This window comes from Achromobacter sp. DH1f (assembly GCF_000633435.1).
GTDB lineage: Bacteria > Pseudomonadota > Gammaproteobacteria > Burkholderiales > Burkholderiaceae_B > Achromobacter > Achromobacter deleyi.
This window is the reverse complement of record NZ_AYMF01000023.1, coordinates 195,936-221,375: the sequence shown is the minus strand read 5'-3', so window position 1 is coordinate 221,375 and position 25,440 is coordinate 195,936. Positions and strand designations below refer to the sequence as shown.

21 protein-coding genes are annotated in these 25,440 nt (G+C 69.6%); 16 read left to right on the top strand and 5 right to left on the bottom strand.

What is annotated here, in order from left to right; all coding sequences use genetic code 11:
• Nucleotides 1-86: 86 nt before the first annotated feature.
• The 8 genes from U858_RS0118995 to U858_RS0118960 all read left to right on the top strand — a co-directional run bounded on the left by U858_RS0118995 (nucleotide 87) and on the right by U858_RS0118960 (nucleotide 9,656).
• Nucleotides 87-1,205, top strand: a complete 1,119-nt coding sequence (locus U858_RS0118995; RefSeq protein WP_025138741.1) for an FAD-binding oxidoreductase — start codon at nucleotides 87-89, stop codon at nucleotides 1,203-1,205.
• Between the two features lie 40 nt (nucleotides 1,206-1,245).
• Nucleotides 1,246-2,397 carry an FAD-binding oxidoreductase gene (locus U858_RS0118990; RefSeq protein ID WP_025138740.1) on the top strand — a complete coding sequence of 384 codons (1,152 nt, stop codon included), beginning with the start codon at nucleotides 1,246-1,248 and terminating at the stop codon, nucleotides 2,395-2,397.
• Between the two features lie 38 nt (nucleotides 2,398-2,435).
• Nucleotides 2,436-4,052, top strand: a complete 1,617-nt coding sequence (locus U858_RS0118985) for an ABC transporter substrate-binding protein (protein ID WP_025138739.1) — start codon at nucleotides 2,436-2,438, stop codon at nucleotides 4,050-4,052.
• A gap of 6 nt (nucleotides 4,053-4,058) precedes the next feature.
• Nucleotides 4,059-5,009, top strand: coding sequence for an ABC transporter permease (locus U858_RS0118980; protein ID WP_025138738.1), 951 nt, complete (start codon nucleotides 4,059-4,061; stop codon nucleotides 5,007-5,009).
• 9 nt (nucleotides 5,010-5,018) lie between these two features.
• On the top strand, nucleotides 5,019-5,918 hold the full coding sequence (locus U858_RS0118975; RefSeq protein ID WP_025138737.1) for an ABC transporter permease: 900 nt from the start codon (nucleotides 5,019-5,021) through the stop codon (nucleotides 5,916-5,918).
• A complete protein-coding gene (locus U858_RS0118970) occupies nucleotides 5,915-7,573 on the top strand; it encodes an ABC transporter ATP-binding protein (protein ID WP_025138736.1) in 1,659 nt (552 codons plus the stop codon). Before U858_RS0118975 ends, U858_RS0118970 begins: the two co-directional genes overlap by 4 nt.
• A 131-nt stretch (nucleotides 7,574-7,704) precedes the next feature.
• Nucleotides 7,705-9,324, top strand: coding sequence for an FAD-dependent oxidoreductase (locus U858_RS0118965; RefSeq protein WP_025138735.1), 1,620 nt, complete (start codon nucleotides 7,705-7,707; stop codon nucleotides 9,322-9,324).
• Complete coding sequence (locus U858_RS0118960) at nucleotides 9,321-9,656, top strand: 4Fe-4S dicluster domain-containing protein (protein WP_025138734.1); 336 nt, start codon at nucleotides 9,321-9,323, stop codon at nucleotides 9,654-9,656. Before U858_RS0118965 ends, U858_RS0118960 begins: the two co-directional genes overlap by 4 nt.
• Here U858_RS0118960 and U858_RS0118955 read toward each other — a convergent pair.
• Genes U858_RS0118955 through U858_RS0118935 form a run of 5 tightly spaced genes read right to left on the bottom strand, consistent with a single transcriptional unit; the run spans nucleotide 9,625 to nucleotide 15,561 of the window.
• Nucleotides 9,625-11,145, bottom strand: coding sequence for an FAD/NAD(P)-binding protein (locus tag U858_RS0118955; RefSeq protein ID WP_025138733.1), 1,521 nt, complete (start codon nucleotides 11,143-11,145; stop codon nucleotides 9,625-9,627). The two genes, U858_RS0118960 and U858_RS0118955, sit on opposite strands and share 32 nt — an antisense overlap.
• A complete protein-coding gene (locus U858_RS0118950) occupies nucleotides 11,142-12,839 on the bottom strand; it encodes an amidohydrolase (RefSeq protein ID WP_198529739.1) in 1,698 nt (565 codons plus the stop codon). Before U858_RS0118950 ends, U858_RS0118955 begins: the two co-directional genes overlap by 4 nt.
• 1 nt (nucleotide 12,840) lies before the next feature.
• Nucleotides 12,841-13,740, bottom strand: a complete 900-nt coding sequence (locus U858_RS0118945; protein ID WP_025138731.1) for an ABC transporter permease — start codon at nucleotides 13,738-13,740, stop codon at nucleotides 12,841-12,843.
• Nucleotides 13,737-14,507 carry an ABC transporter ATP-binding protein gene (locus tag U858_RS0118940; protein ID WP_025138730.1) on the bottom strand — a complete coding sequence of 257 codons (771 nt, stop codon included), beginning with the start codon at nucleotides 14,505-14,507 and terminating at the stop codon, nucleotides 13,737-13,739. The genes U858_RS0118945 and U858_RS0118940 overlap by 4 nt, the downstream gene beginning before the upstream one ends.
• A gap of 4 nt (nucleotides 14,508-14,511) precedes the next feature.
• Entirely contained in the window at nucleotides 14,512-15,561 is a 1,050-nt protein-coding gene (locus U858_RS0118935; RefSeq protein ID WP_025138729.1) for an ABC transporter substrate-binding protein, read from the bottom strand.
• A 249-nt stretch (nucleotides 15,562-15,810) separates the two neighbouring features.
• On the opposite strand from U858_RS0118935, the gene U858_RS0118930 reads away from it, so the two are divergent.
• The 8 genes from U858_RS0118930 to U858_RS0118895 all read left to right on the top strand — a co-directional run bounded on the left by U858_RS0118930 (nucleotide 15,811) and on the right by U858_RS0118895 (nucleotide 25,434).
• The gene (locus tag U858_RS0118930; RefSeq protein ID WP_025138728.1) at nucleotides 15,811-16,299 is read left to right on the top strand and encodes a rhodanese-like domain-containing protein; all 489 of its coding nucleotides are present in this window, start codon (nucleotides 15,811-15,813) and stop codon (nucleotides 16,297-16,299) included.
• Nucleotide 16,300: 1 nt separating this feature from the next.
• Complete coding sequence (gene epsC / locus U858_RS0118925) at nucleotides 16,301-17,200, top strand: serine O-acetyltransferase EpsC (protein WP_025138727.1); 900 nt, start codon at nucleotides 16,301-16,303, stop codon at nucleotides 17,198-17,200.
• 60 nt (nucleotides 17,201-17,260) lie between these two features.
• Nucleotides 17,261-18,193 (top strand): family 2A encapsulin nanocompartment shell protein, encoded by a 933-nt coding sequence (locus tag U858_RS0118920; RefSeq protein ID WP_025138726.1) that lies wholly within the window; start codon nucleotides 17,261-17,263, stop codon nucleotides 18,191-18,193.
• Nucleotides 18,194-18,201: 8 nt separating this feature from the next.
• A complete protein-coding gene (locus U858_RS0118915) occupies nucleotides 18,202-20,148 on the top strand; it encodes a family 2A encapsulin nanocompartment cargo protein cysteine desulfurase (RefSeq protein ID WP_025138725.1) in 1,947 nt (648 codons plus the stop codon).
• Between the two features lie 158 nt (nucleotides 20,149-20,306).
• On the top strand, nucleotides 20,307-21,923 hold the full coding sequence (locus U858_RS0118910) for an ABC transporter substrate-binding protein (RefSeq protein WP_025138724.1): 1,617 nt from the start codon (nucleotides 20,307-20,309) through the stop codon (nucleotides 21,921-21,923).
• 9 nt (nucleotides 21,924-21,932) lie between these two features.
• Entirely contained in the window at nucleotides 21,933-22,922 is a 990-nt protein-coding gene (locus U858_RS0118905) for an ABC transporter permease (protein WP_025138723.1), read from the top strand.
• A complete protein-coding gene (locus U858_RS0118900) occupies nucleotides 22,919-23,788 on the top strand; it encodes an ABC transporter permease (RefSeq protein ID WP_025138722.1) in 870 nt (289 codons plus the stop codon). The genes U858_RS0118905 and U858_RS0118900 overlap by 4 nt, the downstream gene beginning before the upstream one ends.
• A complete protein-coding gene (locus U858_RS0118895; protein WP_025138721.1) occupies nucleotides 23,785-25,434 on the top strand; it encodes an ABC transporter ATP-binding protein in 1,650 nt (549 codons plus the stop codon). Before U858_RS0118900 ends, U858_RS0118895 begins: the two co-directional genes overlap by 4 nt.
• The last annotated feature ends 6 nt before the right edge of the window (nucleotides 25,435-25,440 follow it).

Here is a 25,440-nt window from a genome sequence, read left to right as displayed (position 1 = left end):
ATATCGATATGCGGATTCCGTCGTTGGCGGCGTGCGCCTGCGCGCCCAGAATGGATCGCTCTTGATTCGGGGTTGAAGGGTTTGCGATGCCAGCGGTGCAGAAAGTGGTGGTGGTGGGGGCAGGGGTGTTGGGGTTGAGCGTGGCGGCCAAGGTGGCCGATCGGGGCGCACAGGTCGTGCTGGCCGCGCCGCCGCTGGACTATCGGACCGCGTCCCTGCGGTCTTACTCGTGGCTGAATGCCTTTGGCGCGGCGCCGGAAAGCTACCGCCGGCTGCGGCTGCTGTCGCTGGAACGCTACCGGGCCATTGCCGCCGAGTCGTCACCGACGCCGTGGTTGAAGTTCGACGGCGCGCTGACCTGGCGCGACGCCGACAAGCTTGAATCGCTGCAAGCCCGGGCCGCCGAACTGGCGCGGTCGGGCTATGGCGCGGCCTGGTTCGATGCGGACCAGGCGGTGCAGGCCGAACCGGCGCTCGATCGCGCTGCGCTGGACGGCTATGACCTGGTGCACGTGCCGCGCGAAGGCTGGGTTGACCTGCCCGAATACCTGCACCAGTTGCGCCGCCGCCTGGTGGCGCGCGGCGCCCAGTTCGTGACCTTGCCGCAAGCGCCGACGCTGCGCGTGGCAGGGGCAAAGATCACCGGGGTCCAAGTGGACGCCCGCACGTTCCTGGACGCGGACGCGGTGGTGCTGGCCGCCGGCGCCGGTACGCCGGACCTGCTGCGCCAGGTGGGCGTGAACCTGCCCGCGCAGACCAATACCGCCTTGCTGGTGACGGCGCGCAGCAGCGCCGCCGCACCCAAGGCGGTGCTGCGCGCGCCCGATATCGCCATCCGGCCGCGGGCCGACGGCACGCTGTCGCTGCATGCGGAATGGGCCGATGCCCAGGTCACGGGCAGCGATGAACAGGGCTGGCACGTCGCGCCCGACGTGGTGACCGCCGTGACGGAAGCCGCCGCGCGCTGGCTGGCCGGCAGCCCGGCCTTTACCGACGTGCAGACCGGCATCGGGCACCGCCCCATTCCCGGCGACCATCGCGCGGTGGTGGGCGAGGTGGGCAGCGTGGGCGGCCTGTCGGTGGCATTCAGCCACAGCGCGGCCACGCTGGCGCCGATTCTGTCGGAACTCCTGGCCGGGGAAATTCTCGACGGCACGCGGTCCCCTTTGCTGGCCGACTTCCGGCCCGGCCGGTTCGCGGCCTGACGCCCCACGCATTCTCTTTTCTTTCCATCCTGGATATCCCATGAGTGAAGTCTCGACCGATTACGTCATCGTCGGCGCCGGCATTTTCGGCACGTCGCTGGCCTGGACGCTGGCGCGCGCCGGCCATTCCGTCACCGTGCTGGAACGGCGCGAAGTCGCCAGCGGCGCGTCGGGCGGCCCCGGCCACCGCGGCGTGCGCGCCAACAACCGCGACCTGCGCGAACTGCCGCTGGCCGTGCGGGCCTTGCAGATCTGGCCGACGTTGACCGAACTGCTGGGCACCGACAGCGGCTTTGAACGCTTGGGCGGCTTGAGTCTGGGCGAACGGGAACGCGTGGGCGGCACGCATGGCCGCGTGACGCTGGCCGCGCGCGCCGCAGTGCAGAACGCCTTTGGCGCCCGCACCGAAATCCTGGACGCGGCCGGCGTGCGAGAAAAGCTGCCCGACGTGTCGGACAAGGTGATCTACGCGCTGTACAGCCCCAACGACGGTATTGCCGACCACAACGTGGCCACGCGCGCCTTTGCCCAGGCCGCCGTGGCGCTGGACTCGACGCTGATCGAAGGCGCCAACGTGCAGGCCGTGCAGTCGGTGGCGCAGGGCGGGGCGCAGGTCACGCTGACCGATGGCCGCGTGTTCGCGGCCCGGCGCGCCGTGGTGCTGGCCGCCAATACGCAGGTGCCCAAGCTGCTGCGCGAGGCCTTCGGCCTGCAACTGCCGGTGTGGTCGTTCAACCCGCAGGTGGCGCAGCTGCGCGTGTCGCGCGACCTGAAACTGGACTACCTGATCAATCACAGCAACCGCACGCTGTCGATCAAGCGGGCCGACGCGGACCACATCACGGTCACGGGCGGCGCCGTCGGCCGTTGGGACGACGAGACCGAAACCGGCAACACCGACCTGTCCACGCTCAGCGCCAGCCTGACCGCGCTGACCGCCACGTTCCCGCGCACGGCCACCGACACCGAAGTGACCCACCTGGACGCCAGCCGTGCGGATTCCAGTGCGGTGGACCAGATTCCGATCATCGACCGCGTGCCGGGCCACGACAGCGTGCTGTACGCCACGGGCTGGAGCGGCCACGGCTTTGCCATCGGGCCGGCCGTGTCCGAAGCGGTGGCCGAGTGGCTGGTGAGCGGCCAGCGCCCCGACGTGCTCGCGCCGTTTGGCGTGGCGCGCTTTCGCCTGTGACCACGTTGCCTGCAACCCACGCCTTCGTAAGGTTAATCATGACGTCCTCATTCCCATCCTTTGGCGTGGGCGCCGCCTGGCAGCGCGCAGGCGCGTTGACGTTGGCGGCCGCCGGCCTGCTGTCTGGCGCAGCCGCCCAGGCCGCCGACGCCCAGCCGCAAGCCGGCGGCGCGCTGATCCTGGCGCAAAGCTCATTCCCGCCGTGCCTGGACCTGGCCCAAAGCGCGCGCGCCCAGAACGCCAGCCGCCAGGCGCTGGATACGCTGCTGGACCAGGACAAGCGCACGGGCCAGGTCGTGCCCTGGCTGGCCGACCGCTGGGAATACCTGGACGAAGGCAAGACGCTGCGGCTGCACCTGCGCAGCGGGGTGACGTTCAGCAATGGCGAGCCGCTGGACGCCAAGGCGGTGAAGGCGAACTTCGACGCACTGGCGGCGTACGCCAGGGAAGGCCGGGCGCCGCAAGCCGGCGGCTACCTGACCGGTTACCTGGGCGCGGACGTCATCGACGATGCGACGGTGGCGCTGCGGTTCGACCATCCCAAGGCCGGCTTCCTGCAGGCCTTGACCGAAAAGACACTGGCGCCGCTGGCGCTCGCCACGCTGGCGAGGACGCCCGAAGAGCGCTGCCAGGGCGCCCTGATCGGCACCGGCCCCTTCGTGATCGACCAGGTGGTCAAGAACGACAAGATCGTCCTGAAACGCCGCGCCGATTACCAATGGGCCTCGCCCAACGCCGAACACCCGGGCCCGGCGTGGCTGGACCAGGTGACGTTCCAGACCATTGCCGAAGGCAGCGTGCGGGTGGGGTCGCTGCTGAGCCGCCAGGTCGGCGCGATCGAAGAACTGCCCACCGAAGACGTGGCGCGCATCAAGGCCGCGGGCGCGACGGTGGTAGCGCGGTCGGCCGGCGGCATCGGCATCACGCTGTATCCCAACATCGCCAGCCCGGTGCTGTCGCACGCCGAAGTGCGCCAGGCGCTGGTCATCGGCGTGAACCGGCCCGAGATCATCGAAGCGCTCTACACCGAATACGACAAGGCCGCGACCAGCGTGGTGTCGACCACCGTGCCGGGCTACGTGGACCTGTCGTCCAAGCTGGCCTACCAGCCCGAGGCGGCGCGGGCCTTGCTGGACAAGGCGGGCTGGAAGCCGGGCAAGGACGGCATCCGCAGCCGCGACGGGCAACGGTTGCAGGTCGGCGTGACCTGGAGCTTTCCGGGCTACACGCCCACGCTGGAGCTCATCAAGGAACAGCTGGCGCAGATCGGCGTGGACTTGCGCCTGAACCTGCGGTCGGATGCCGAGATCGGCGGGGTGATCCGGTCGGGCAACTATGACCTGCGGCTGTCTGACCTGACGCGGCCGGACCCCGACGTGATCCTGGCGGCGTTCTCGAGCAAGTTCGGGCGCGGCCTGGGCGCGGCGGAACCGGACCTGGACGCCTTGCTGGACCAGCAGAGCGTGGCGGTGGACCCGGCCCGGCGTACCGCGCTGGTGGCGCAGATCCAGAACCGCATCATCGACCAGGGCTACGCCGTGCCGATCAAGGAGAGCAACACGGTGTTCGCGGTGGCGCCGAACGTGCGCGGCCTGTGGCTGTCGACGCCGCGCTGGCCGGTGCTGCACGATACCTGGCTGGCGGCGTCCCGGTAGCCCGCCATGCGCCGCTATCTGCTGTCGCGCCTTGCACAAGCGGTGTTCGTGGTGTGGGCCGCGTTCTCGGTATCGTTCCTGATCCTGTACGTGCTGCCGGGGGACCCCATCGCCATCATGCTGGATGCCCGCGGCGAGGGCGTGCTGGCCGACGCGGCGCAGGTGGCGCAGCTGCGCACGCGCTACGGGCTGGACCAGCCCATCATCGTGCAGTACCTGAGCGGCCTTGCCCGTGCCTTGCAGGGCGACTTCGGCGTATCCATCGAAAACGGCCACGACGTGGCCGCGACCGTGCTGCAAGCCTTGCCCCAGACCCTGGCGCTGGCCGCACTGGCCTTGGCGGTGTCGCTGGCGCTGGGGCTGGCGGTGGCGCTGGCCGCGACCTATACGCGGCGGCGCTGGCTGTCCGAGCTGCTGCTGTGTCTGCCGCCGCTGGGCGTCAGCATTCCGTCGTTCTGGATCGGGCTGGTGCTGCTGCAGTTTTTCTCGTTCGGCTGGCCGTTCCTGCCGGCCACGGGCAATACCGGCTTTGCCTCGCTGATACTGCCTGCGCTGACCCTGGCCATTCCGACCAGCGCGGCCGTCGCACAGGTGCTGGCCAAGAGCTTGGCGGCCGCCTTGCAGCAAGGCTATATCGACACGGCCTACGCCAAGGGCGCGTCGCGCCGCCGGGTGCATTTGCGCCACGCCTTGCGCAACGCCGCGATTCCGGCGCTGACCCTGGTGGGCATGAGCGCGGGGCATCTGCTGGGCGGTTCGGTCGTGACCGAAACCGTGTTCTCGCGGGCCGGCATCGGCCGCCTGACCCAGATCGCCGTGCAGGCGCAGGACATTCCCATGGTGCAGGGGCTGGTGGTGCTGTCCACGCTGGTCTTCGTGGCCGTGAACCTGGCGGTGGACCTGCTGTATCCCTTGTTCGATCCCCGCATTGTCGCCGCACGGCGGCGCGAGGTTTAGGAGGTAGCCATGGCCAGTCTGCATGTCATTGCTTCTGCCGCACCTGGCGATGCCGGCCCGTCCCTGGCGCTGCCCGCCGGCTGGCGCACGCGCGTGGGCAGTCTGCGCCGCTCGGTGGCGCTGGTGCTGGCCCTGGCGGTGGTGGCGCTGGCGCTGGGCTGGGCCTTTCTGCCGCACGTGTTCAGCGCCCAGAGTCCGTTCGAAACCCGCGTGGCGTTGCGGCTGCGACCGCCGTCATGGGCACACTGGTTCGGCACCGACTACCTGGGCCGCGATGTGTATGCGCGGGTGGTGCACGGCGCGGCGCTGTCGCTGAAGGCCACGGTGATTGCCGTGGCGCTGGGGCTGGCGGCAGGTTGCGTGCTGGGCCTGCTGGCCGGGTTCTCGCGGCGCGCGGTGGATGACGCGGTGATGCGCGCGGTGGACGTGCTGCTGGCGATTCCGTCCCTGCTGCTGTCGCTGATGGTCGTGACCGTGTTGGGCTTTGGCACCGTCAACGTGGCGCTGGCCGCGGGCGTGGCCACGATTGCCACCTTCGCGCGGCTGATGCGCGCCGAGGTGTTGCGGATCAAGGCGCACGCCTATGTGGAAGCCGCGTTCGGCAGCGGCGAACGATGGTTCTCGGTGCTGCGCCGCCACATCCTGCCCAATGCGGCGGGGCCGGTGCTGGTGCTGGCCGGCCTGGAATTCGGCGCGGCGATCCTGGCGGTCTCGGCCTTGAGCTTCCTGGGATTCGGCGCCGCGCCGCCCGCGCCGGAATGGGGCACGCTGGTGGCCGAGGGACGCAACTATCTGGTGCGCGCCTGGTGGCTGACGGCCATGCCGGGCGGCGTGATCATCCTGGTGGTGCTGTCCACCAACAGCCTGGGCAAAACCTTTGAACGCTTGCGCCTGCGGGAGGCGAGATGAATGCAATGATGACGGCCGAGCCGCCCCTGTTGGCCATCCACGACCTGCACGTGGCCTACCTGGCGGGCCGCCAGCCGGTGCACGCCGTGCGCGGCGTGTCGCTGGAGGTGCTGCCCGGCGAAGTGCTGGCCATCGTGGGCGAGTCGGGTTCGGGCAAGTCGACCACGGCGCACGCCATCATCGGCCTGCTGCAGGAAGGCGCGCACATCGTGGGCGGCAGCATTACCTTCCAGGGCGAAGACCTGACCCGCGCCAGCGAACGCACCTGGCGCCGGCTGCGCGGCGCCCGCCTGGGCCTGGTGCCGCAGGACCCGGGCGTGGCGCTGAACCCGGCCATGCGCATTGGCGACCAGGTGGCCGAGGTGCTGCGCATCCACGGCCTGGCGGACCGCGTCAATGCACCGCAGCGGGCGCTGGAAATCCTGGACCAGGTCGGCCTGTCGCAACCCGCGCTGCGCGCCGGCCAGTATCCGCATGAACTCTCGGGTGGCATGCGCCAACGGGTGCTGATCGGCATTGCCTTTGCGTGCCGGCCACGGCTGGTGATCGCCGACGAGCCCACCAGCGCGCTGGACGCGACAGTGCAGCGCCGCATCCTGGATCAATTGGCCATCATGAAGGCCGACAGCGGCACGTCGGTGCTGCTGATCACCCATGACCTGGCGCTGGCCGCCGAGCGCGCCGACCGGGTCATCGTGATGCGGCATGGCCAGATCGTGGAAGCCGGCGCTGCGCGGGACGTGTTCGAGCAGCCCCGGCACGCCTATACGCAGGCCTTGCTGGCGGCGCGGCCCGGAGCCACGGATCGGATCCGCCGGGCGGCAAGGTTGCCCAGCGCGCCGGCCAGCCCGCCGATGCTGGTCGTGAGCGGTCTGACCAAGACGTTTTCCCTGGCGGGTGGCGCCACGCTGCAAGCCGTGCGCGGCGTGTCGTTCGAGATCGCGCGCGGCGAGACGCTGGCGTTGGTCGGGGAATCCGGTTCGGGCAAATCCACCACCGCCCGCATGGTGGTCCGCATGGAAACTCCTACGGCCGGCCAGGTGCGATTCGGCGGGCAGGACATCGGCGCCTTGACGGGCGAACCGCTGCGCCGGCTGCGCCAGCGCATTCAGTTCGTGCACCAGAATCCGTACGGTTCGCTGGACCCGCGCTACACGCTCGAAGACATCCTGACCGAACCCCTGCGCGCCTTTGGCCTGGGCAACCGCCATGAACGCCGCGCCCGCGCATTGGAATTGCTGGACGAGGTGGCGCTGGACCGCGCGCTGTTGACGCGCAAGCCGGCCGCGCTGTCGGGCGGCCAGCGGCAACGGGTGGCGATCGCCCGCGCGCTGGCCCTGCGGCCCGACCTGATCGTGCTGGACGAGCCGGTGTCGGCGCTGGACGTGGCCGTGCAGGAACAGGTGCTGGCGCTGCTGCAACGGCTGCAGGCCGACCTGGGCCTGACCTATCTGCTGATCTCGCACGACCTGGATGTGGTGCGGCAGATCAGCGACCGGGTCGCGGTGATGGTGGCGGGCACGCTGGTAGAGCAGGGGCCGGTGGAACAGGTGTTCCAGTCGCCGCGGCATGCCTACACGCGTGAACTGCTGGCGGCGCGCCCCGGTTCCGGCCACGGCGCGCCAGAACCCGTGCGGGCCGCAGCGGTCGCCTGATCCCGATGGCAGGACACGCTGCGCAACGGCGTTCGAAGTGATTTGCAAATCGCCGATCCGTCGTTCGCCGATGCGGCGCACCGGCCTACCATCCCATTTTTGGCATCACGCAGATACGCATCGGAGGTTCCATGGCTGTCAGCAACGCGGCGCCGCAAGGCAGCGCCAATTCGGGCTACGAGGCGGATGTCCTCGTCATCGGCGGCGGGCCCGCGGGGACGTGGGCTGCGATCCAGGCCGCACAGGCGGGCGCCAGCGTGATCCTGGCGGACAAAGGCTACTGTGGTTCGTCGGGCGCCACGGCCGCTGCCGGCACCGCCGTCTGGTACGTGGACCCGGACCCGCAAAAGCGCCAGGCCGCCATGGCCAGCCGCTACGAGATGGGCGGCCGCCTGGCCGATGCCGGCTGGATGAGCCGCGTGCTGGACCAGACCTGGGACGGCATCAATACCCTGGCCGACTGGGGCTATCCGTTTCCGCAAGACACGGCCGGCGTGTCGCGCCGCAATTCGCTGCAAGGCCCTGAATACATGCGCCTGATGCGCAAGCAGGTCAAGCAGGCGGGCGGCAAGATTCTGGACCACCATCCGGTACTGGAACTGCTGCGTGACGCCGATGGCGCCGTGGCGGGGGCCGCCGGGGTGGACCGCCAGCGTGGCGGCGCCTGGTCGGTGCGCGCCGGCGCGGTGGTCATCGCTACCGGCGGCTGTGCTTTCCTGAGCCGCGCGCTGGGCTGCAACGTGCTGACCGGCGACGGGCTGCTGATGGCCGCCGAGCTGGGCGCGGAACTGTCGGGCATGGAATTTTCCAACGCCTATGCGATTGCGCCGGAATTCGGTTCGGTCACCAAGACGCTGTTCTATAACTGGGCGACGTTCACCGATGCCGATGGCGTGCCGATTCCTGGCGCGGCGTCCAAGGGCGGGCGTTCGGTCATCGCTCGCGAACTCCTGCGCCAGAAGGTCTACGCCCGGCTGGACCTGGCCGACGAGGCGACCCGTGCCGCCATGCGCGCCGCGCAACCCAATTTCTTCCTGCCGTTCGATCGCAGCGGCATCGATCCCTTTACCCAACGCTTCCCCGTGACCCTGCGGCTGGAAGGCACGGTGCGCGGCACCGGCGGCCTGCGCCTGACCGGCGCCGACTGCGCCACCTCGGTGCCCGGGCTGTACGCGGCCGGGGATGCGGCCACGCGCGAGCCGATCTGCGGCGGCTTTACCGGCGGCGGCAGCCATAACGCGGCCTGGGCGATCTCGTCCGGATCGTGGGCGGGCGCGGGCGCGGCCCGGCATGCCCTGGACGTGCGCGGCCGCGGCAGGGCAGCGCAAGGCGCCGGCCAGGCCGGCCTGCGCGGGTCCGGTGCGCAGGCAGCCGACGCCGCCGCGCTGGTGCGCGCGGTGCAAGAGGAAGTGATGCCGTTCGAACGCAACTATTTCCGCACGGCCGACGTGCTGGAACCGTCGGTGGCGCGGCTGGATGCCCGCTGGCAGGCCCTGCGCGCCGCCGCACCGGCGGCGGCCGCCGACCTGCTGGCCACCCGCGAGGCCGCGGCCATGCTGGCGACGTCGCGCTGGATGTACCGCAGCGCGCTGGCCCGCCGCGAAACCCGCGGCATGCACAAGCGCTACGACTTCCTGGAACAGGACGCCGCGCAGTACCACCACCTGACGTCGGGCGGCCTGGACGAGGTCTGGGTGGCGCCGCGCGCCGTACCCCAGGCGCAACAAGCGCTGGCGAGGTTGGCGGCATGATCGAGCTGATCAGCGATAGCCGCTGCACCGGCTGCAATATCTGCGTGCGGGTCTGCCCGGTGAACGTATTCGACATCGTCGAGGGCGCGGCGCCCGTGATTGCGCGGCAGGACGCCTGCCAGACCTGTTTCATGTGCGAAGCCTGGTGCCCCGAAGACGCCATGTACGTCTCGCCGCACGCGGACGCACCGGTGCAGGTCGATGAAGACGCCCTGGTCCAGGCCGGCCTGCTGGGCAGCTACCGCCGCCAGATCGGCTGGACCCGCGAATCGCGCAACCTGCGCGCTGCGGACCAGTCGTTCAAGCTGTTGGGCGGGGGGCCGGGTAAGTAGCGTGCGGCAGCGGGTCGGGCGACGGCGCCTGCCGTCCGTCCTCCTTGTCACCCGCATTTGCGGGGTCGGACGCACGCTCGGCCATCACCGCCGCCAGGGGCGCGGCGCGGGCGCGCAGCGCGGGTACCGACGTCACTTCCCAGAACACGCCGCGTGTGGGCAAGCCCAGCGCATACAGTCCGGCCGTCTCGGCGCCATGGCGGTTACGCACTTCACCGGCCTCGGTCACGTCCAGGCCCAGCCCCAGGGCGCCGGCGCGGGCATGGCCGTCCTGCAGCAGTTGCGACAGCAGGTCGTCCCGGCGCCGCGCGATGCGTTCGTCGGGGCCGGTGGCGTTGACCACCCAGTCGGCGTCGATGGCCGGCAGATGTTGGCCGGCGCGGTGGAGGGTGACACGCAGACTGGGCGCCAGGCCCTGCGCGCGTGGCGTCACCGCATCGATGCGGCCGGCGATGCGATGCAGTTGGCCGGTGGCTTCGGCGATTCGCAGTCGCGCCAGCGCCGCCGGATCCGCGCGGTGGCGAAACACCATCCAATAGGGCCGCACATGGCGCAGGAAGCGTTGTTGGTCGGCCAACGTCAATCCAGCCCATCGGGCATCGGCCTGGCGCAGCACGGCATCCATCAGGGGCTGCCACGGTTCGCCGGCATGCCAGGCCAGATCCAGTTGGCCACGGACCCGGGAGAACAGGGCGCGCAGGGTGGCCGGCCCGGCGGTGGCAGCCAGTGGATCGAGGGGCGTGGCGTCGGGGCCGGGCAAGGCGTCCGGCTGGGGCAGCAGCGCGCGCCGCGACACCAGGTGGATCTGGCCTCGGTGGCCGGTGTTCAACAATTCCAGCACGCTGTCCAGGCCACTGGCGCCCGAACCGGCGATGAGTACCGTGTGGTCCCGATGGATCTGCGCCAAGGCCTGCGGATGCCAGGGCTGGTGCAGGTAGCGCGCCTGGCCGACGGCGCCGGGCAGCGCGCGCGGCGCCGCGTTGCCTTGACACAGCGCCACGGCATGGGCGGCATGCTGTTCGCCGTTGGCCAGATGCAGCCGCCAACGAGGGCCAGCGGCAGCGCGGGCGTCAGGCTCGACATTGGCGCCATGCCCGGCGCCCGCCTGCGTCAACGCCGTCACATCCTGCGCCACCCGCGTCACGTAGCCGCTGTCCACGGCCCGCATCAACAGGCCGGATAGCCATTCGCCGTACACGGCGCGTTCCACGTAACGGTCCGCCTGCATGGCGGGCGCGCCGCCTTCGCGGGCGGCCAGCCACACCAGGAAGGCATCCGGTTCGTCGGCATGCCAGCCCCCCATCCTCACGGCGGGCACGTTCAACCGATGCCAGGGCGACGTGGCGCTGTAGGCGACGCCGCGGCCGAAGGCATTGGCGCCGTCATAGAGGGTGACGGCAGTGCCGTGGCGGTGCGCCAGGTGCAGCGCCAGCAAGGTGCCGGCAGCGCCACCGCCGATGATCGCCACCGGCGTGGTCGATGCGGTCATGGCGCAGCGATGCCCGCCGCGTCGTGCACGACGTGGCCGCCGACCACGGTCAACAGGCACTGCGTATCGCGCCAGCCGTCCGGCAGCAGGTCCAGAGGATCGCGGTCCAGCACGGCAAGGTCCGCCGCGAAACCCGGCGCCAGCGGCCCCTTCCAGTCTTCATCGAAGCTCAGGCGGGCGCCGGCCACCGTGAAGGCGTGCAGCGCGGCGCGGGCGGACAGCGCCTGGTCCGGGCCGATGACGCGGCCGGTCAGGCGCTCTTGCCGCGCACCCGCGACCCACAGCGAAAAGAACGGGTCGTAGGGAATATTGTCGGTGGCCAGCGCCAGCGGCAGCCCCAACTCAAGCATCGTGTCGTGCGCCACGACGCTGTCGCCGCCATCGGGCTCGTCCAGGTAGGCCGCGCCGCCTTTCCACAGGAAATAGGTGGGGATGGTGGTCACCAGCACGTCCAGCGCCTTCAGCGCCAGCAGGTCGTCGCGACGCGCTCGGGCTATGTGCTGGATGACCCAGCGGCGCCCGGCCAGCGGGTAGCGGGCATCGACCTCGCGCAGCACCGGCACCACCTCGTGCAGCTTGTCCGACACGATGACATTGACCCGCAGGTCATGCTCGGCGGCCAACAGGCACAGGGCGCGGAAATCCGCCGGCGTCACCGCCTGTTCGACAAAACCGGACCAACCGGTATCGGGCAGGTTGGCGCGCGCGCAGCAGGCCGTGACCGGATCGCCGCCATAGGCAATGTGGATGCCGCTGACGCGCAGCCAGGGGTCGCCCAGGCCGCGGCCGCGGGCCGTGGCCAGCCAGTCGCGCATGGCGCGGGCGGCCTCGGCCAGGTCGGTCCAGGTGGGGCTGACCACCAGCGTGGTACGCATTGTCAGTTCACCGTCTTCCCACAGCTTGCGGTAGACGGAAAGCGTTTCGGGCGCGCTGCCGTGGCCTTCGTAGATGCTGGTGGTGCCCTTGGCGTGGTATTGCCGCTGCGACACGCGCAGGCCCTTCAGGCGGTCGGCGAAGCCAAAGCGCGGCACGTCGGCAAGCAGGTCGAATTCCAGGGCGGGGCGCGAATTGTGGTCGACGATATGGCCGGTCAGTTGGCCTGCCGCGTCGCGCTCCAGTACGATGCCGGCGCATTGCGGCCGCGAATCGGGCGTCAGGCCGTTGCGGGCCAGGGCCAGGCTGTTCAGCGCCGCCGTGCCGGGCGGCTTGCCCCAATTGCCGAAGGGCGCGGGAATATAGACCGGATGGTCGGGGGCCGCGGCATCCAGTTCCTGCCGGGTGGGCAGGCGGCCTTCGGCCAGTTGCGCCGCGCCGCCGAAGTAATAGGGCGGCGTGCCCACGGGCATGGTCACGATGTAGTCGCCAGGCGGCGTCGTCCGGGCCGCATCGCGCACCACGCGCAGCACGTCCGCCACGCTGCGCGCATCGGCCAGCGATGGACGCAGCGTCTTCAGGCCTTCGCGTTCCATGTGGGCATGGGCATCGTTGATGCCCGGAATGACCGTGGCGCCTTGCAGGTCGATCGCGCGCGCACCCCGGTCTGCCAGGGCTATGGCCGCGTCGTCGAACGCGGCCACCTTGCCGTCGACCAGGGCAATGGCCCGGGCCGATGGTCGCGCATCGTCAAAGGTATGGATGCGCGCGTTGCGCAGCACCAGCGGGCGGGGATGCGCCCGCGCAGGATGGATGGGCATGTCAGGACGCGCTTTGATACCAGGGGAACAGGCGCTTGACGACCCAGACGAACAGCCGGTCGGCCACGAAGCCGAACGCGCCCAGCAGCACCAGGCCGATGAACATGATCTCGACCTGGAACAACTGGTGGCCCAGCGACATCATGTAGGCAATGCCGCGGGTGGAACCCGATAGTTCGGCGGCTACCAGCACGATCAGCGACACCGCGATGGCCTGACGCACGCCGGCCAGGATGAAGGGCAGGGCGGCGGGCAGGATCACCTGGAACAGGGTACGCACCCGGCCCGCGCCCAGCGCCGCCGCCGAACGCAAGTAGACGATGTTCGTGTCGCGCACGCCGATGAAGGTGGTGATCCAGATCGGGAAGAACGCGCCCCAGGCAATCAGCGCGATCTTGGGCAACTCGCCGATGCCGAACCACAGCACGGCCAGCGGTACCACGGCCAGTGACGGCACCGAACGAAAGCCGTGCAGCACGGGCTCGCTCAGGTGATGCAGCGCCTCGACGCGGGCCGTCAGGATGCCGGCCGAGATGCCCAGCACCAGCGCAATGCTGAAGCCGGCCGCGGCGCGCGACAGGCTGGCGATGATGTGCGAGGCCAGTTCGCCCGACGCGATCAAGGGCAGCGCAGCTTGCAACACGCGCGAAGGCGGCGGGAACAGCGCCGGGTTCATCCACGGAAACAGGTAGGGCACCGCTTCCCAGGCCAGCAGGAACAGCGCGATGCCGGCCAGGTTCAGCAGCAGCCGCTGGCGGCGCTTGGCGCGGGTCTGGCGGCGATGCGCCTGCTGGAAGCGTTCGGCGATGGTGGCGGCGGGATGGCCCGCGTCAGCGGCGCTCGCCTGCGGATCGGCCGCCTCGGCGGCGTCGGGCGCGCGGCCCAGGGTCAGGGAATTCATGCGGCTTGCCTTGCAGGAGCGCCGGCCAGGGCGGCTTCGATGCGGTTGTAGTGCTGGGCGAATGCAACGGATCCGCGTTGGCGCGGATAGTCCAGGTCGATGCGCAGGTCGTCGCTGAGGGTGCCGGGGTGCGGCGCCATGACCACGACGCGCTGTGCCAGGAAGATGGCTTCGTCGATGTTGTGCGTGACGAACACGACGGATACGCCGGTTTCCTGCCACAGGCGCAGCAGGTCTTTCTGCAGCGTGGCGCGGGTCATGGCGTCGACGGCGGCGAAGGGCTCGTCCATCAGCAGCACCTTGGGCTCGACCACCAGCGAACGGGCCACGGCGATGCGCTGGCGCATGCCGCCGGACAATTCGTGGGGATAGCGTTCGGCGGCGGCCGACAGGCCCACGCGCGCCAGGGCAGCCAGCGCCCGGCTGCGCCGTTGGTCGGCGGGCACCGCCAGGGCGCGCAGGCCGAATTCGACATTCTGCCGCGCGGTCATCCACGGAAACAGCGCATATTCCTGGAACACCACGCCGCGTTCCGGGCCGGGGCGTTCGACCCGCTGGCCGCGAAAGCGCACCTGGCCATCGGTGGGTTGCAGAAAACCCGCCAGCAGATGCAGCAGCGTCGTCTTGCCGCAGCCCGACGGGCCGATCAGGCAGACGAATTCGCCGGCCTCGATGTCCAGCGACACCTGGTGCAGGGCCTGGGCCGGCGTATCGCCGCGCGTCGTGAAGAACTGCGACACGCGCTGGAATTCGATCAACGCAGCCATGCCGTCAGGCCAGTTTGACGCGATCGGGCGCGGCGGCAGACAGCGGCGCGTCCTTGATGGCGGCGCGGAACAGGGCGCGCAGGTCGCCGGCCGGCGCGGGCGCCAGCTTGGCATCGATGGCCCACTTGGCCTGGCTGACCAGGTCGTCGATGAAGCTTTCGTCAAAACCCACCTTGAACTCGAACACCGAGGTCGCTTCCTTGACCTCGGCGGCCGTGCTGCGGATGCGGCCGGCGATCAGCTCGGGCCACGCCGGGTCCTGGGCGATGCGCTTTTCGGCGTCCAGCAGCGCGCCGATGGCGTCCTTGACCAGGGCCTGGCGCGTGTCCAGCGTGTTCTGGTTGACCAGCAGCAACTGGTGGCTGCGGAAGTACTTTTCGTAGCCCGCCTGGGTCAGGAAGAAGGCCTTGCCGCCGCTTTGGCGCAGGGCGGCGTTGCCGGCCTGCGCGGTCCATGAGAACGCGTCGATGTCGCCGCGCACCAGCGCGCCGATCAGGTCGGTGGGCGCCAGGTTGACCTGCGTGATGTCGCTGGCCGACAGCTTGGCGAATTCCAGGTACTTGGCAAGCGCGTACTGGCCCGAGGTGCCGGCGGGCGTGCCGATCTTCTTGCCCTTGATGCTGGCGGGCTGGTCGGCGACGATGCCGCTGCCTTCGCGCGCCACGACCTTCATGTCGTAGGAATAGCGGCTGAAATTGGCCAGGATGCCGGGCTTCAGGCCTTGGAGCACCGCGAACACCACGGGGGTGTCGGTGGTGGTGGAAAAGTTGGCGGACCCCGCCAGCAAGGCCTGCATCGAATCGCGGCCGGTGGGAAAGTCCAGCACCTTCAGGTCGACGTTGCGAGCCTTCCAGTAGCCGCCGCTTTCGGCAACAAAAGGCAGGGCCCAGGTGTAGCCCGCGCTGCCCGAGGCCAAGGTGGCCTGTTCGCGCGTCTGCGCCAGGGTGACGCCGGGCAAGGTGCCCGCCGCGCCGGCCGCCGCGGCGGCGCCGATATGAAACAGCAAACGCCGGCGTGCCGTGTCGATCGACGCCAGTTTCTTATACGAACTCATGCTTGGTGGTCCCGAATGACGTGAAATAGCTTGCGGTCATGCTACGTAAGCCCGGCCCCCGCGACAAAGAATATCTAGACATATGCTTGTTTGATCCCGCGCGTTGCACGCGCCCGCCGTGGCCGCGCCGGCTTCACAACCGGGAGTTGTTAATTTCCGACTTTTTATTCATTTGGATTCCGCGGTTTCAGGCCTAGATTGTGGGTTCCGTCGCACCGGATGCGATGACTGCCTGGAGGCCTTTGCGCCATGAGCTACGACACCCCCGACTCCGCGATCTCCGAACTGCCCGCCACCCTGGAGCAGGCCCGCGCCGATGCGCGCAACCGTCAATTGGCCTATGCCGGTGGCGTATCGCCGATAGACGCCTGGACGCTGGCGCAGAACGGCGAAGCCGTGCTGGTGGACGTACGCTCGGCCGAAGAGCGCACCTTCGTGGGCCATATCCCGGGCACCGTGCACGTGCCATGGGCCACCGGCACCAGCCTGACGCGCAACCCGCGGTTCGTGCGCGAGCTGGAAGCCAAGGTCGCCAGCGCCGGCGGCAAGGACGCCGTGGTGCTGCTGCTGTGCCGCAGCGGCAAGCGTTCCGCCTTGGCCGCCGAGGCCGCTGCCAAGGCAGGCTTTTCGGCCGTCTTCAATGTGTTCGAAGGCTTTGAAGGCGAACTCGATGCCCACCAGCATCGCGGCCTGCGCGACGGCTGGCGCTTTCATGGCTTGCCCTGGGTGCAGGACTGATATGGCGGTGTTCGATCTGGAAGGGGTGGTGCGGGCCTTGGACGGCATCCGCGCCGAATGGCGAACCTCGCAGCAGCGCACGCGTGAACCGGGCGAGCGTGAATTCCCGTCACGCGAAGCGCTGGCGGACATCTTCGACAAATTCAAGCGTGCGCTGTTTCCGATGCGGCTGGGGCCGGTGGACATGCGCCATGAAAGCGAGAACTTCTACGTCGGCTACACGCTGGACGCGGCGCTGCGCAGCCTGCTGGAGCAGGCGCGGCTGGAACTGCGCCGCAACGCGCCCGACCATCCCGAAGTTCAAGAGCACGCCACGGCCATCGTGCGCCGGTTCGCGGCCGCGCTGCCGGACGTGCGCCGCCTGCTGGACAGCGATGTGCTGGCTGCCTACCAGGGCGACCCGGCCGCGCGCAGCGTCGATGAAGTGCTGCTGTGCTATCCCGGCATCCATGCCCTGATCCATCACCGGCTGGCGCACCAGTTGTACCTGCTGGACCTGCCGCTGCTGGCGCGCATCGCGGCAGAGATCGCCCATGGCGAAACCGGCATCGACATCCATCCCGGCGCGCAGATCGGTCCGGGCTGCTTCATCGACCACGGCACCGGCGTCGTCATCGGCGAAACCGCGCGCCTGGGCCGGCGCGTACGGATCTATCAGGCCGTGACGCTGGGCGCCAAGCGCTTTTCGACCGACGCCGAGGGCAACCTGGAAAAAGGCCAGGCGCGCCATCCCATTGTCGAAGACGACGTGGTCATCTATGCCGGCGCCACCATCCTGGGCCGCGTGACGCTGGGGCAGGGCGCCGTCATCGGCGGCAACGTCTGGATCACGGATGACGTCGCGCCCGGCGCCACGGTCACCCAGGCCGGCCCCCGCAGCACGTACCGCTCATCCTCGTAGGGCTTCGGCCCTATTTTTTTGCTCGTTTGTTTTGCTTGTCTGTTCACTTCGGAGATTTCAATGAGTGCCACCGTAGGCGGGACCGTCGCATTGGGCGACAACGGCGCAAGGCAGTTGGCCAATGCGACCAAGACCGTACCCCAGCTTTCCACCATCAGCCCACGCTGGCTGACGCATCTGCTGCAATGGGTACCGGTCGAAGCGGGCATCTACCGCCTGAACAAGGTCAAGAATCCCGAAAACATCAAAGTCACGTGCACCGCGCGCGAAGACGAAAACCAGTTGCCGCGCACCTTCGTGGACTACGAAGAGCAGCCGCGCGAGTACTTCCTGAACGCCGTCAGCACCGTGCTGGACGTGCACACCCGCATTTCGGACCTGTACAGCAGCCCGCACGACCAGATCAAGGAGCAACTGCGCCTGACGATCGAAACCATCAAGGAAAACCAGGAAAGCGAGCTGATCAACAACCCCGATTACGGCCTGCTGTCGCAGGTGACCGACGAGCAGCGCCTCTTTCCGCTGACCGGCGCGCCCACGCCCGACGACCTGGACGAATTGCTGACCAAGGTCTGGAAGGAGCCGGCCTTTTTCCTGACGCACCCGCTGGCCATCGCCGCCTTCGGCCGCGAGGCCACCCGCCGCGGCACGCCGCCGCCTACCGTCAGCCTGTTCGGGTCGCAGTTCATCACCTGGCGCGGCATTCCGCTGATTCCCTCGAACAAGGTGCCGGTGGCCGACGGCAAGACCAAGATCCTGTTGCTGCGCGTGGGCGACAAGCGCCAGGGCGTGGTCGGGCTGTACCAGCCGGGCCTGCCCGGCGAGCAAAGCCCGGGCCTGTCGGTGCGCTTCATGGGCATCAACAACCACGCGATCGCGTCGTACCTGATCTCGCTGTATTGCTCGCTGGCCCTGCTGGCCGATGATGCGCTGGCGGTGCTCGACGAGGTCGAGATCGGCAAGTACCACGACTATCCCGATACCTACAAGTAGGCGGCACGATGGCTCAAGCCGATTCCTCTCCGCGCTTCGCCGCGCTTTCCGGCACAGTGCCGGGCGCCCCGGAAGCGCCCATCGACCCGGGCGAACTGGCGCGCCTGGCCAATGCCTTCTTCACGGCGCTGCCGGGGCAGGCGGTGGGCGTCACGCCACCCGCGCCGGTGCCGCCCGGGGTGCAGGCGCCGTTGAACGTGGCGCCGCCAGGCTCGCCGCTGGTCAGCCCGGCGGGCCTGGGCCCCAGCGTGCCAGGCACGCCGATTCCGCAAGGCGTGGCGCCGGGCGCCAACCTGGTGCCGGCGTCCCCGGCGCAACTGCCGTCGCTGGCGCATCGCGCCCCGGCCTTGCTGCCGCATGCGCCGGCGGGCAATGGCGTGCCCGACAGCGTCGTGGCGACGGTGCCGGCGTACGAACCCCGCTTCGGCGCGGGCGCGACGGGTGTGCCGCCGCCGTACTACTTCCTGGCGCCGGGGCATGGCCAGCCGGCGCTTGACCCGACCGCATCGCCGAATGTGCTGGGCGGCACCCGGATCAGCGACGAATTGGCCGGACTGCCGCTGACGCCGCCCCACGCGGCACCGCCCGCGGCGCCGGTATCGGCCCCCGCCACGCCCACGGCAGATGCGCGCTATTACTTCGTTGACGCCGTGGTGCTGCCCAGCGGCTACACCACGCCCGCGCATCCCCAGGCGCGCGTGGCGCCCCAGGCCGGCGCCGACGCACATCCGCCGTTCGACGTGCATGCGGTGCGGCGCGACTTCCCGATATTGCAGGAACGCGTCAACGGCCGTCCGCTGGTGTGGTTCGACAACGCCGCGACCACCCACAAGCCGCAGAGCGTGATCGACCGGATCGCGTATTTCTACGCCCACGAAAACTCCAACATCCACCGGGCCGCGCACGAACTGGCGGCGCGCGCCACGGACGCCTATGAAGGGGCGCGCGAACGGGTGCGGCGCTTCATCAACGCACCCGACGTAAACGAGGTGATCTTCGTGCGCGGCACCACCGAAGCCATCAACCTGGTGGCCAAGAGCTGGGGCGCGCAACACGTGGGCGAGGGCGACGAGATCATCGTGTCGCACCTGGAGCATCACGCCAATATCGTGCCCTGGCAGCAACTGGCCGCCGCCCGCGGCGCACGGCTGCGCGTGATTCCGGTGGACGACAGCGGCCAGGTGCGGCTCGATGAATACCAGAAGCTGCTCAACGACCGCACCCGCATCGTGGCCGTGACGCAGGTGTCCAATGCGCTGGGCACCGTCACGCCCGTCAAACAGATCATCGACCTGGCGCATCGGGCCGGCGCGCGCGTGCTGGTGGACGGCGCGCAATCGGTCTCGCACCTGGCGGTGGATGTCCAGGCCCTGGGCGCAGACTTCTTCGTGTTTTCCGGACACAAGATATTCGGGCCGACCGGGATCGGCGTGGTCTGGGCCAAGCGCGAGGTGCTGGAAGACATGCCGCCGTGGCAGGGCGGCGGCAACATGATCGCCGACGTGACCTTCGAGAAAACGGTGTTCCAGCCGATTCCCAACAAGTTCGAGGCCGGCACCGGCAACATCGCCGACGCCGTCGGCCTGGGCGCCGCGCTGGACTACGTGAGCCGCCTGGGCATCGAGAACATCGGTCGCTACGAACACGACCTGCTGGTCTACGGCATGCGCGGGCTGGGCGCCATCCCGGGCGTGCGGCTGATCGGCACGGCCGCGGACAAGGCCAGCGTCATGTCGTTCGTGCTGGAGGGCTACAGCACCGAAGAAGTCGGCCATGCACTGAACGAAGAGGGCATCGCGGTGCGCACCGGGCACCACTGCGCGCAGCCGATCCTGCGCCGTTTCGGCGTTGAGACCACGGTGCGGCCCTCGCTGGCGTTCTACAACACCTTTGATGAAATCGACCGCCTGCTGGATGTAGTGCAGCGGCTGGCGGCGTCGCGACGAACCGCTTGAAAAGGTGGTGGCCAGCCGTCGCGGCGAGCGCCGCGACGGCTGCTGCGTTTGCCGGCATTAGTTTCTGCCGGATTTGAAAATCCGCAGAATGTATTTAGCCGCGGCCCCGGCCCTGTTTAGAGTGGATTGCTTCACTTTCAAGACAAGGAAGCAGGGTAATGCAGCGCAGCACAGCCAGTTTGATGAATCCGCACCGGGATGCGTCCGCGCCCCGGTGGGCCGCCCCGCTCGGCGCAGCCCTGTGCGCAGCGGTCTTCGCCTTGGCGGCGACCCCGGCGCATGGCGCCACACCGCAGTACGGCGGCATTCTCAAGGTGGCGCTAGACGGCGACCCGGCTTGCGTCGATCCGCAGCAGCCCGGCAACAACACCGCGCTGAACATCGGCCGCCAGATCACCGATTCGCTGACCGACCAGGACCCCGAGACGGGCAACATCGTGCCGTGGCTGGCCACGAGCTGGAAGGCCGAAGAGGACAACCGCCGCTTCACCTTCGTGCTGCGTGACGGCGCGACCTTCAGCGACGGCAGCAAGCTGGACGCCGATGCGGTCAAGGCCAACTTCGACGGCATCGTGAAGATGGGCGCGCGCGCCTCGCTGGCGTCGACCTACCTGGCCGGCGTGGACCGCATTGAGGCGCCGGACGCGCATACCGTCGTGGTCGTCTTCAAGGAACCCAACGCCCAGTTCCTGCAGGCCACGTCGACGATGAGCCTGGGCCTGTTGTCCAAGGCGACGCTGGCCAGGTCGTACGAAGAACGCTGCCAGGGGCACGTGGTGGGGTCCGGGCCGTTCGTGCTGACCTCGTTCACGCACAACCAGGGCGCCAGGCTGCAACGGCGCGACGATTACGCCTGGCCGTCATCGTTGGCCACGCATCGCGACAAGGCCTACCTGGAAGGCATCGAATTTCGCATCATTCCGGAATCGGGCGTGCGCAACGGCAGCCTGCTGTCGCGCCAGGTGGATGTGAACACCAGCGTGCAGCCGCAGGACGAAAAGGTGCTGCTGGCGCAAGGCCTGCCGATCCTGGCGCGCAGCAACCCTGGGCTGGTGTACAGCTTCTTCCCGAACGAATCGCTGCCCCTGTGGGCCACGCCGGCCGTGCGCCGCGCGCTGGTCAAGGGCATCAACCGCCCCGAACTGCAGACCATCCTGTCGCGCTACCAGCAGCCGGCGACGTCGGTGCTGGCCAAGACCACGCCATCGTATGTCGACCAGTCGCAGGCGCTGGCCTACGACCCCAAGGGCGCCATCAAGCTGCTGGAGGACGATGGCTGGCTGCCCGGCAAGGACGGCATCCGCGAAAAGAACGGCGAACGGCTGACGGTGCGGCTGGAATACTGGCAGTCGGTGACCTACCTGGAGCTGATCCAGCAGCAGCTGCGCGAGATCGGGGTGGACCTGCAACTGAAGAAAAGCGTCATCGGCCAGGTCAATGCCATTCGCGACACGGGCAAGATGCCGATCCAGTTCTACAACCTGACGCGCGCCGACCCGGACATCCTGCGCACCGTGTTCCTGGCCAGCGGCCGCAACGTCAACTTCCGCGCCCCGGCCGAGGTGGATGCGGTGCTGGCGCAGTCCGCCGCCGCGCAGGATCCGGCCCAGCGCAAGCAGCTGATCGCCCGCGCCGCCGAGCTGCTGGTGGCCGACGGCCACGCCATTCCGCTGGTGGAACTGGCCACGGTGGGCGCCACGGGCAAGCACGTCCAGGGCCTGCACTACGACGCCTCGTCGCGGCTGCAGTTCTACGACACCTGGCTGCAGAAGTAGGGAGGCCGCATGACGCAGACCGTGTTGCCGGCCGCTGCCGGCACGGATGCCTGGCGCTACGCCCTGAGCCGCACCGCCCAGTCGGCCTTCGTGCTGTGGGCGGCCTACACCGTATCGTTCGTGATCCTGTACATCCTGCCCAGCGATCCGGTCAGCATCATGCTGAACCAGGGCGATGCCAGCCTGGTCGACCCGGCCCAGGTGGCGGCGCTGCGCGCCCAGTACCACCTGGACGAGCCGCTTGTGGTGCAGTACGGCATCGCCCTTTGGCAGGCGCTGCGGCTGGACCTGGGCGTATCGATCCAGACCGGGCAGCCGGTGTCGGCCATGCTGGCGCAGGCCGCGCCGGCCACGGCGGCCTTGGCGCTCAGCGCGCTGGCGGCCGCCCTGGTGCTGGGTCTGGGCCTGGCGCTGGCCGCCAGTTCTGCCCGTCATCCCCGCCTGCGTTCGGCCTTGCAGGCGGCGCCGTCGCTGGGCGTGTGCCTGCCCACGTTCTGGGTCGGGTTGTTGCTGCTGCAATGGCTGTCGTTCACGTTGCCGGTGTTTCCGGCCATGGGCAACGAAGGCTGGCAATCGCTGGTGCTGCCGGCGGCCACGCTGGCCTTGCCCACCGCCGCCACCGTGGCCCAGGTGTTGTCGCGCTCGTTGTCGGCTGTGTGGGGGCAGCCCTTCGTGGCGGCCTTGCGGGCCAAGGGCTTGTCGCGTCGGCGGCTGCTGTTCACGCACGTGCTGCCCAACGCCACCATTCCCGTGCTGACCATGACCGGCGTGCTCATGGGCAACCTGCTGGCCGGCTCGGTCGTCACGGAAACCGTGTTCTCGCGCGAAGGCATCGGCCGGCTGGCGCAGGGCGCGGTGGCCGTCAAGGACATTCCGGTGGTGCAGGGCGTGGTGGTGCTGGCGGCCGCCGTGTTCGTCATCGTCAACCTGGTGGTGGACCTGGCGTATCCCTTGCTGGACCCGCGCATCACCCGCAACCGGGCGAGGGCGCTGGCATGACGACGCAAACCCTGGCTTCCCGGCCCGGCGCACGCCCTGGCCGCCTGTGGGCGTTCCTGGCGACGCTGCGGGCCAAGCCCATGCTGGCGCTGAGCCTGGCCGTGATTGTGCTGGTGCTGGGCTGGGCGCTGGCGCCGCAGGCCTTCACCTCGGCCGACCCCTTGCGCGGCGTGCCCCAGGACGCGCTGCTGGCGCCGTCGGCCAGCCACTGGTTCGGCACCGACCACCTGGGCCGCGACATCTATGCGCGCACCGTCCACGGCACATCGACGTCACTGCAGGCCACGGCGTTGGCCGTGCTGATCGCACTGTTCCTGGGCGGGGCCATCGGCCTGCTCGCCGGCTTCCTGGGCGGGCGGATCGATGCGGTGCTGATGCGCGCCACCGACGTGCTGATGGCGATTCCGACGCTGCTGCTGTCGATGGCGATCGTGACCGTGCTGGGCTTTGGCACCGTCCATATCGCCATTGCCGTGGGGCTCTCGTACGTGGCCACGTTCGGACGCCTGATGCGCGGCGAAGTGCTGCGCTGGCGCGGCGCGGTGTTCGTCGAGGCCGCGGTGGCCTCGGGCGTGGGCACGCGCGGCATCCTGCTGCGCCACATCGCGCCGCACGCCGCCGGCCCGGTACTGGCGCTGGCCGCGCTGGAATTCGGCGCCGCCGTGCTGGCGGTGTCTTCGCTCAGCTTCCTGGGCTTTGGCGCGCCGCCGCCCGCGCCGGAATGGGGGCTGTTGATAGCCGAGGGCCGCAACTACATCGCGGCGGCCTGGTGGTACACGACCATGCCGGGCATGGTGGTCGCGGCCGTGGTGCTGTCGGCCAACCAGATCGCCCGCCACGCGCAGGACTTGGGAGAATCATCATGACCGCACCCCACGCTGGCCCGGTGCTGGCCCTGGGCAACCTGGACGTCGCCTACCGCGACGCCGCCAGCGGCGCCTGGCGCGCCGCCGTCACGGACGTGTCCCTGGCCATCCAGCCGGGCGAGATCGTCGCGCTGGTAGGCGAATCCGGTTCCGGCAAGTCGACCACAGCCGCGGCCCTGATCGGCCTGTTGCCCGACAACGCCCAGCGGCGCGGCGGCAGCATCGAACTCGAAGGGGTGGAACTGGCCCATGCGCCAGAGTCCGTCTGGCAAGACCTGCGCGGCCGCCGCATCGGCTTCGTGCCACAGGACCCGGGCTTGTCGCTGGACCCGGTCAAGCGCATCGGCACGCAGCTGGAAGAAGCGCTGACCGTGCACGGCGTGTCCAAGGCCGAGGCGCGCCGCCGCGTGCCCGGCATTCTGGCCGACGTGGGCCTGGCCGATGTCGAACGGGTGGCGCGCAGCTTTCCGCACGAGCTGTCCGGCGGCATGCGCCAGCGGGTGCTGATCGGCATGGCTGTGGCGCACGAACCCGCGCTGATCATTGCCGATGAACCCACCAGCGCGCTGGACGTGACGGTGCAGCGGCAGGTGCTAGACCACCTGGAAGCGCTGGTGCGCCGCAAGGGCATCGCCGTGCTTCTGATCACGCATGACCTGGGCGTGGCGTTCGACCGCGCCGACCGCGTGGCCGTGATGCAGGGCGGCCGCATCGTCGAGACCGGCGCGGCGCGGCCCTTGCGCGCCCGGCCGGCGCATCCCTATACGCAAACGCTGCTGGCCGCCGCACCCGGCTTGCGGCAGGGCGGCCCGCCTGCGCCGGCCAGGCCCGCCGGGCACGCGCCGCTGCTGGTCGTGCAAAACCTGGCCAAACGCTTCGGCGAGGTTCGGGCGGTGGACGGCGTGTCGTTCCATGTGCCGCGCCATGGCACGACCAGCCTGGTGGGCGAATCCGGGTCCGGCAAGTCCACGACCTCGCGCATCGCGCTGTGCCTGGAACGGCCCGACGCCGGCCAGGTCTGGTTCGACGGCCGCGACGTCACCCGGCTCAGCCGCGGCCAGTTGCAGGACTTTCGCCGACGGGTGCAGGTGGTCTACCAGAATCCCTATGCCTCGCTGAACCCGCGTTTCACGCTGGAAGCCATCATCACCGAGCCCTTGCACGCCTTCGGTCTGGGCGACCGGGCCTCGCGCCGCGAACGCGCGGCCGAGCTGCTGCACGCGGTGGAACTCAGCCCCGATCTGCTGGACAGCCGGCCCGCCCGCCTGTCGGGCGGCCAGCGCCAACGCGTGGCGATTGCCCGCGCGCTGGCCATCGAACCCGAACTGGTGGTGCTGGACGAGCCCGTCTCGGCGCTGGACGTATCGGTGCAGGCCCGCATCCTGGCGCTGCTGCAGCGCCTGCAGGCCGACCTGGGCGTCAGCTATCTGTTCGTGTCGCACGACCTGGCGGTGGTGCGGCAGATTTCCGACCACGTGGTCGTGCTGCGGCGCGGCCAGGTGGCCGAGCAGGGGCCGGTCGAGCAGGTGTTCGAACGGCCTACCCATCCCTACACGCAGGCGCTGCTGGGCGACACGCCGGGCGGTCGCCACGCGCTGGCGGCCGTTGCCGCGCCTGCGCCCTTGACCCTGGACCTGGCGGCCTGAGGCCGC

Coding starts and splice junctions, on each gene's coding strand:
- U858_RS0118910 (WP_025138724.1), top strand. CDS start 20,307: ATGCAGCGCAGCACAGCCAGTTTGATGAATCCGCACCGGGATGCGTCC.
- U858_RS0118930 (WP_025138728.1), top strand. CDS start 15,811: ATGAGCTACGACACCCCCGACTCCGCGATCTCCGAACTGCCCGCCACC.
- U858_RS0118945 (WP_025138731.1), bottom strand. CDS start 13,740: ATGAATTCCCTGACCCTGGGCCGCGCGCCCGACGCCGCCGAGGCGGCC.
- epsC (WP_025138727.1), top strand. CDS start 16,301: ATGGCGGTGTTCGATCTGGAAGGGGTGGTGCGGGCCTTGGACGGCATC.
- U858_RS0118920 (WP_025138726.1), top strand. CDS start 17,261: ATGAGTGCCACCGTAGGCGGGACCGTCGCATTGGGCGACAACGGCGCA.
- U858_RS0118995 (WP_025138741.1), top strand. CDS start 87: ATGCCAGCGGTGCAGAAAGTGGTGGTGGTGGGGGCAGGGGTGTTGGGG.
- U858_RS0118965 (WP_025138735.1), top strand. CDS start 7,705: ATGGCTGTCAGCAACGCGGCGCCGCAAGGCAGCGCCAATTCGGGCTAC.
- U858_RS0118985 (WP_025138739.1), top strand. CDS start 2,436: ATGACGTCCTCATTCCCATCCTTTGGCGTGGGCGCCGCCTGGCAGCGC.
- U858_RS0118940 (WP_025138730.1), bottom strand. CDS start 14,507: ATGGCTGCGTTGATCGAATTCCAGCGCGTGTCGCAGTTCTTCACGACG.
- U858_RS0118975 (WP_025138737.1), top strand. CDS start 5,019: ATGGCCAGTCTGCATGTCATTGCTTCTGCCGCACCTGGCGATGCCGGC.
- U858_RS0118915 (WP_025138725.1), top strand. CDS start 18,202: ATGGCTCAAGCCGATTCCTCTCCGCGCTTCGCCGCGCTTTCCGGCACA.
- U858_RS0118935 (WP_025138729.1), bottom strand. CDS start 15,561: ATGAGTTCGTATAAGAAACTGGCGTCGATCGACACGGCACGCCGGCGT.
- U858_RS0118950 (WP_198529739.1), bottom strand. CDS start 12,839: ATGCCCATCCATCCTGCGCGGGCGCATCCCCGCCCGCTGGTGCTGCGC.
- U858_RS0118905 (WP_025138723.1), top strand. CDS start 21,933: ATGACGCAGACCGTGTTGCCGGCCGCTGCCGGCACGGATGCCTGGCGC.
- U858_RS0118980 (WP_025138738.1), top strand. CDS start 4,059: ATGCGCCGCTATCTGCTGTCGCGCCTTGCACAAGCGGTGTTCGTGGTG.
- U858_RS0118970 (WP_025138736.1), top strand. CDS start 5,915: ATGAATGCAATGATGACGGCCGAGCCGCCCCTGTTGGCCATCCACGAC.
- U858_RS0118900 (WP_025138722.1), top strand. CDS start 22,919: ATGACGACGCAAACCCTGGCTTCCCGGCCCGGCGCACGCCCTGGCCGC.
- U858_RS0118960 (WP_025138734.1), top strand. CDS start 9,321: ATGATCGAGCTGATCAGCGATAGCCGCTGCACCGGCTGCAATATCTGC.
- U858_RS0118955 (WP_025138733.1), bottom strand. CDS start 11,145: ATGACCGCATCGACCACGCCGGTGGCGATCATCGGCGGTGGCGCTGCC.
- U858_RS0118895 (WP_025138721.1), top strand. CDS start 23,785: ATGACCGCACCCCACGCTGGCCCGGTGCTGGCCCTGGGCAACCTGGAC.
- U858_RS0118990 (WP_025138740.1), top strand. CDS start 1,246: ATGAGTGAAGTCTCGACCGATTACGTCATCGTCGGCGCCGGCATTTTC.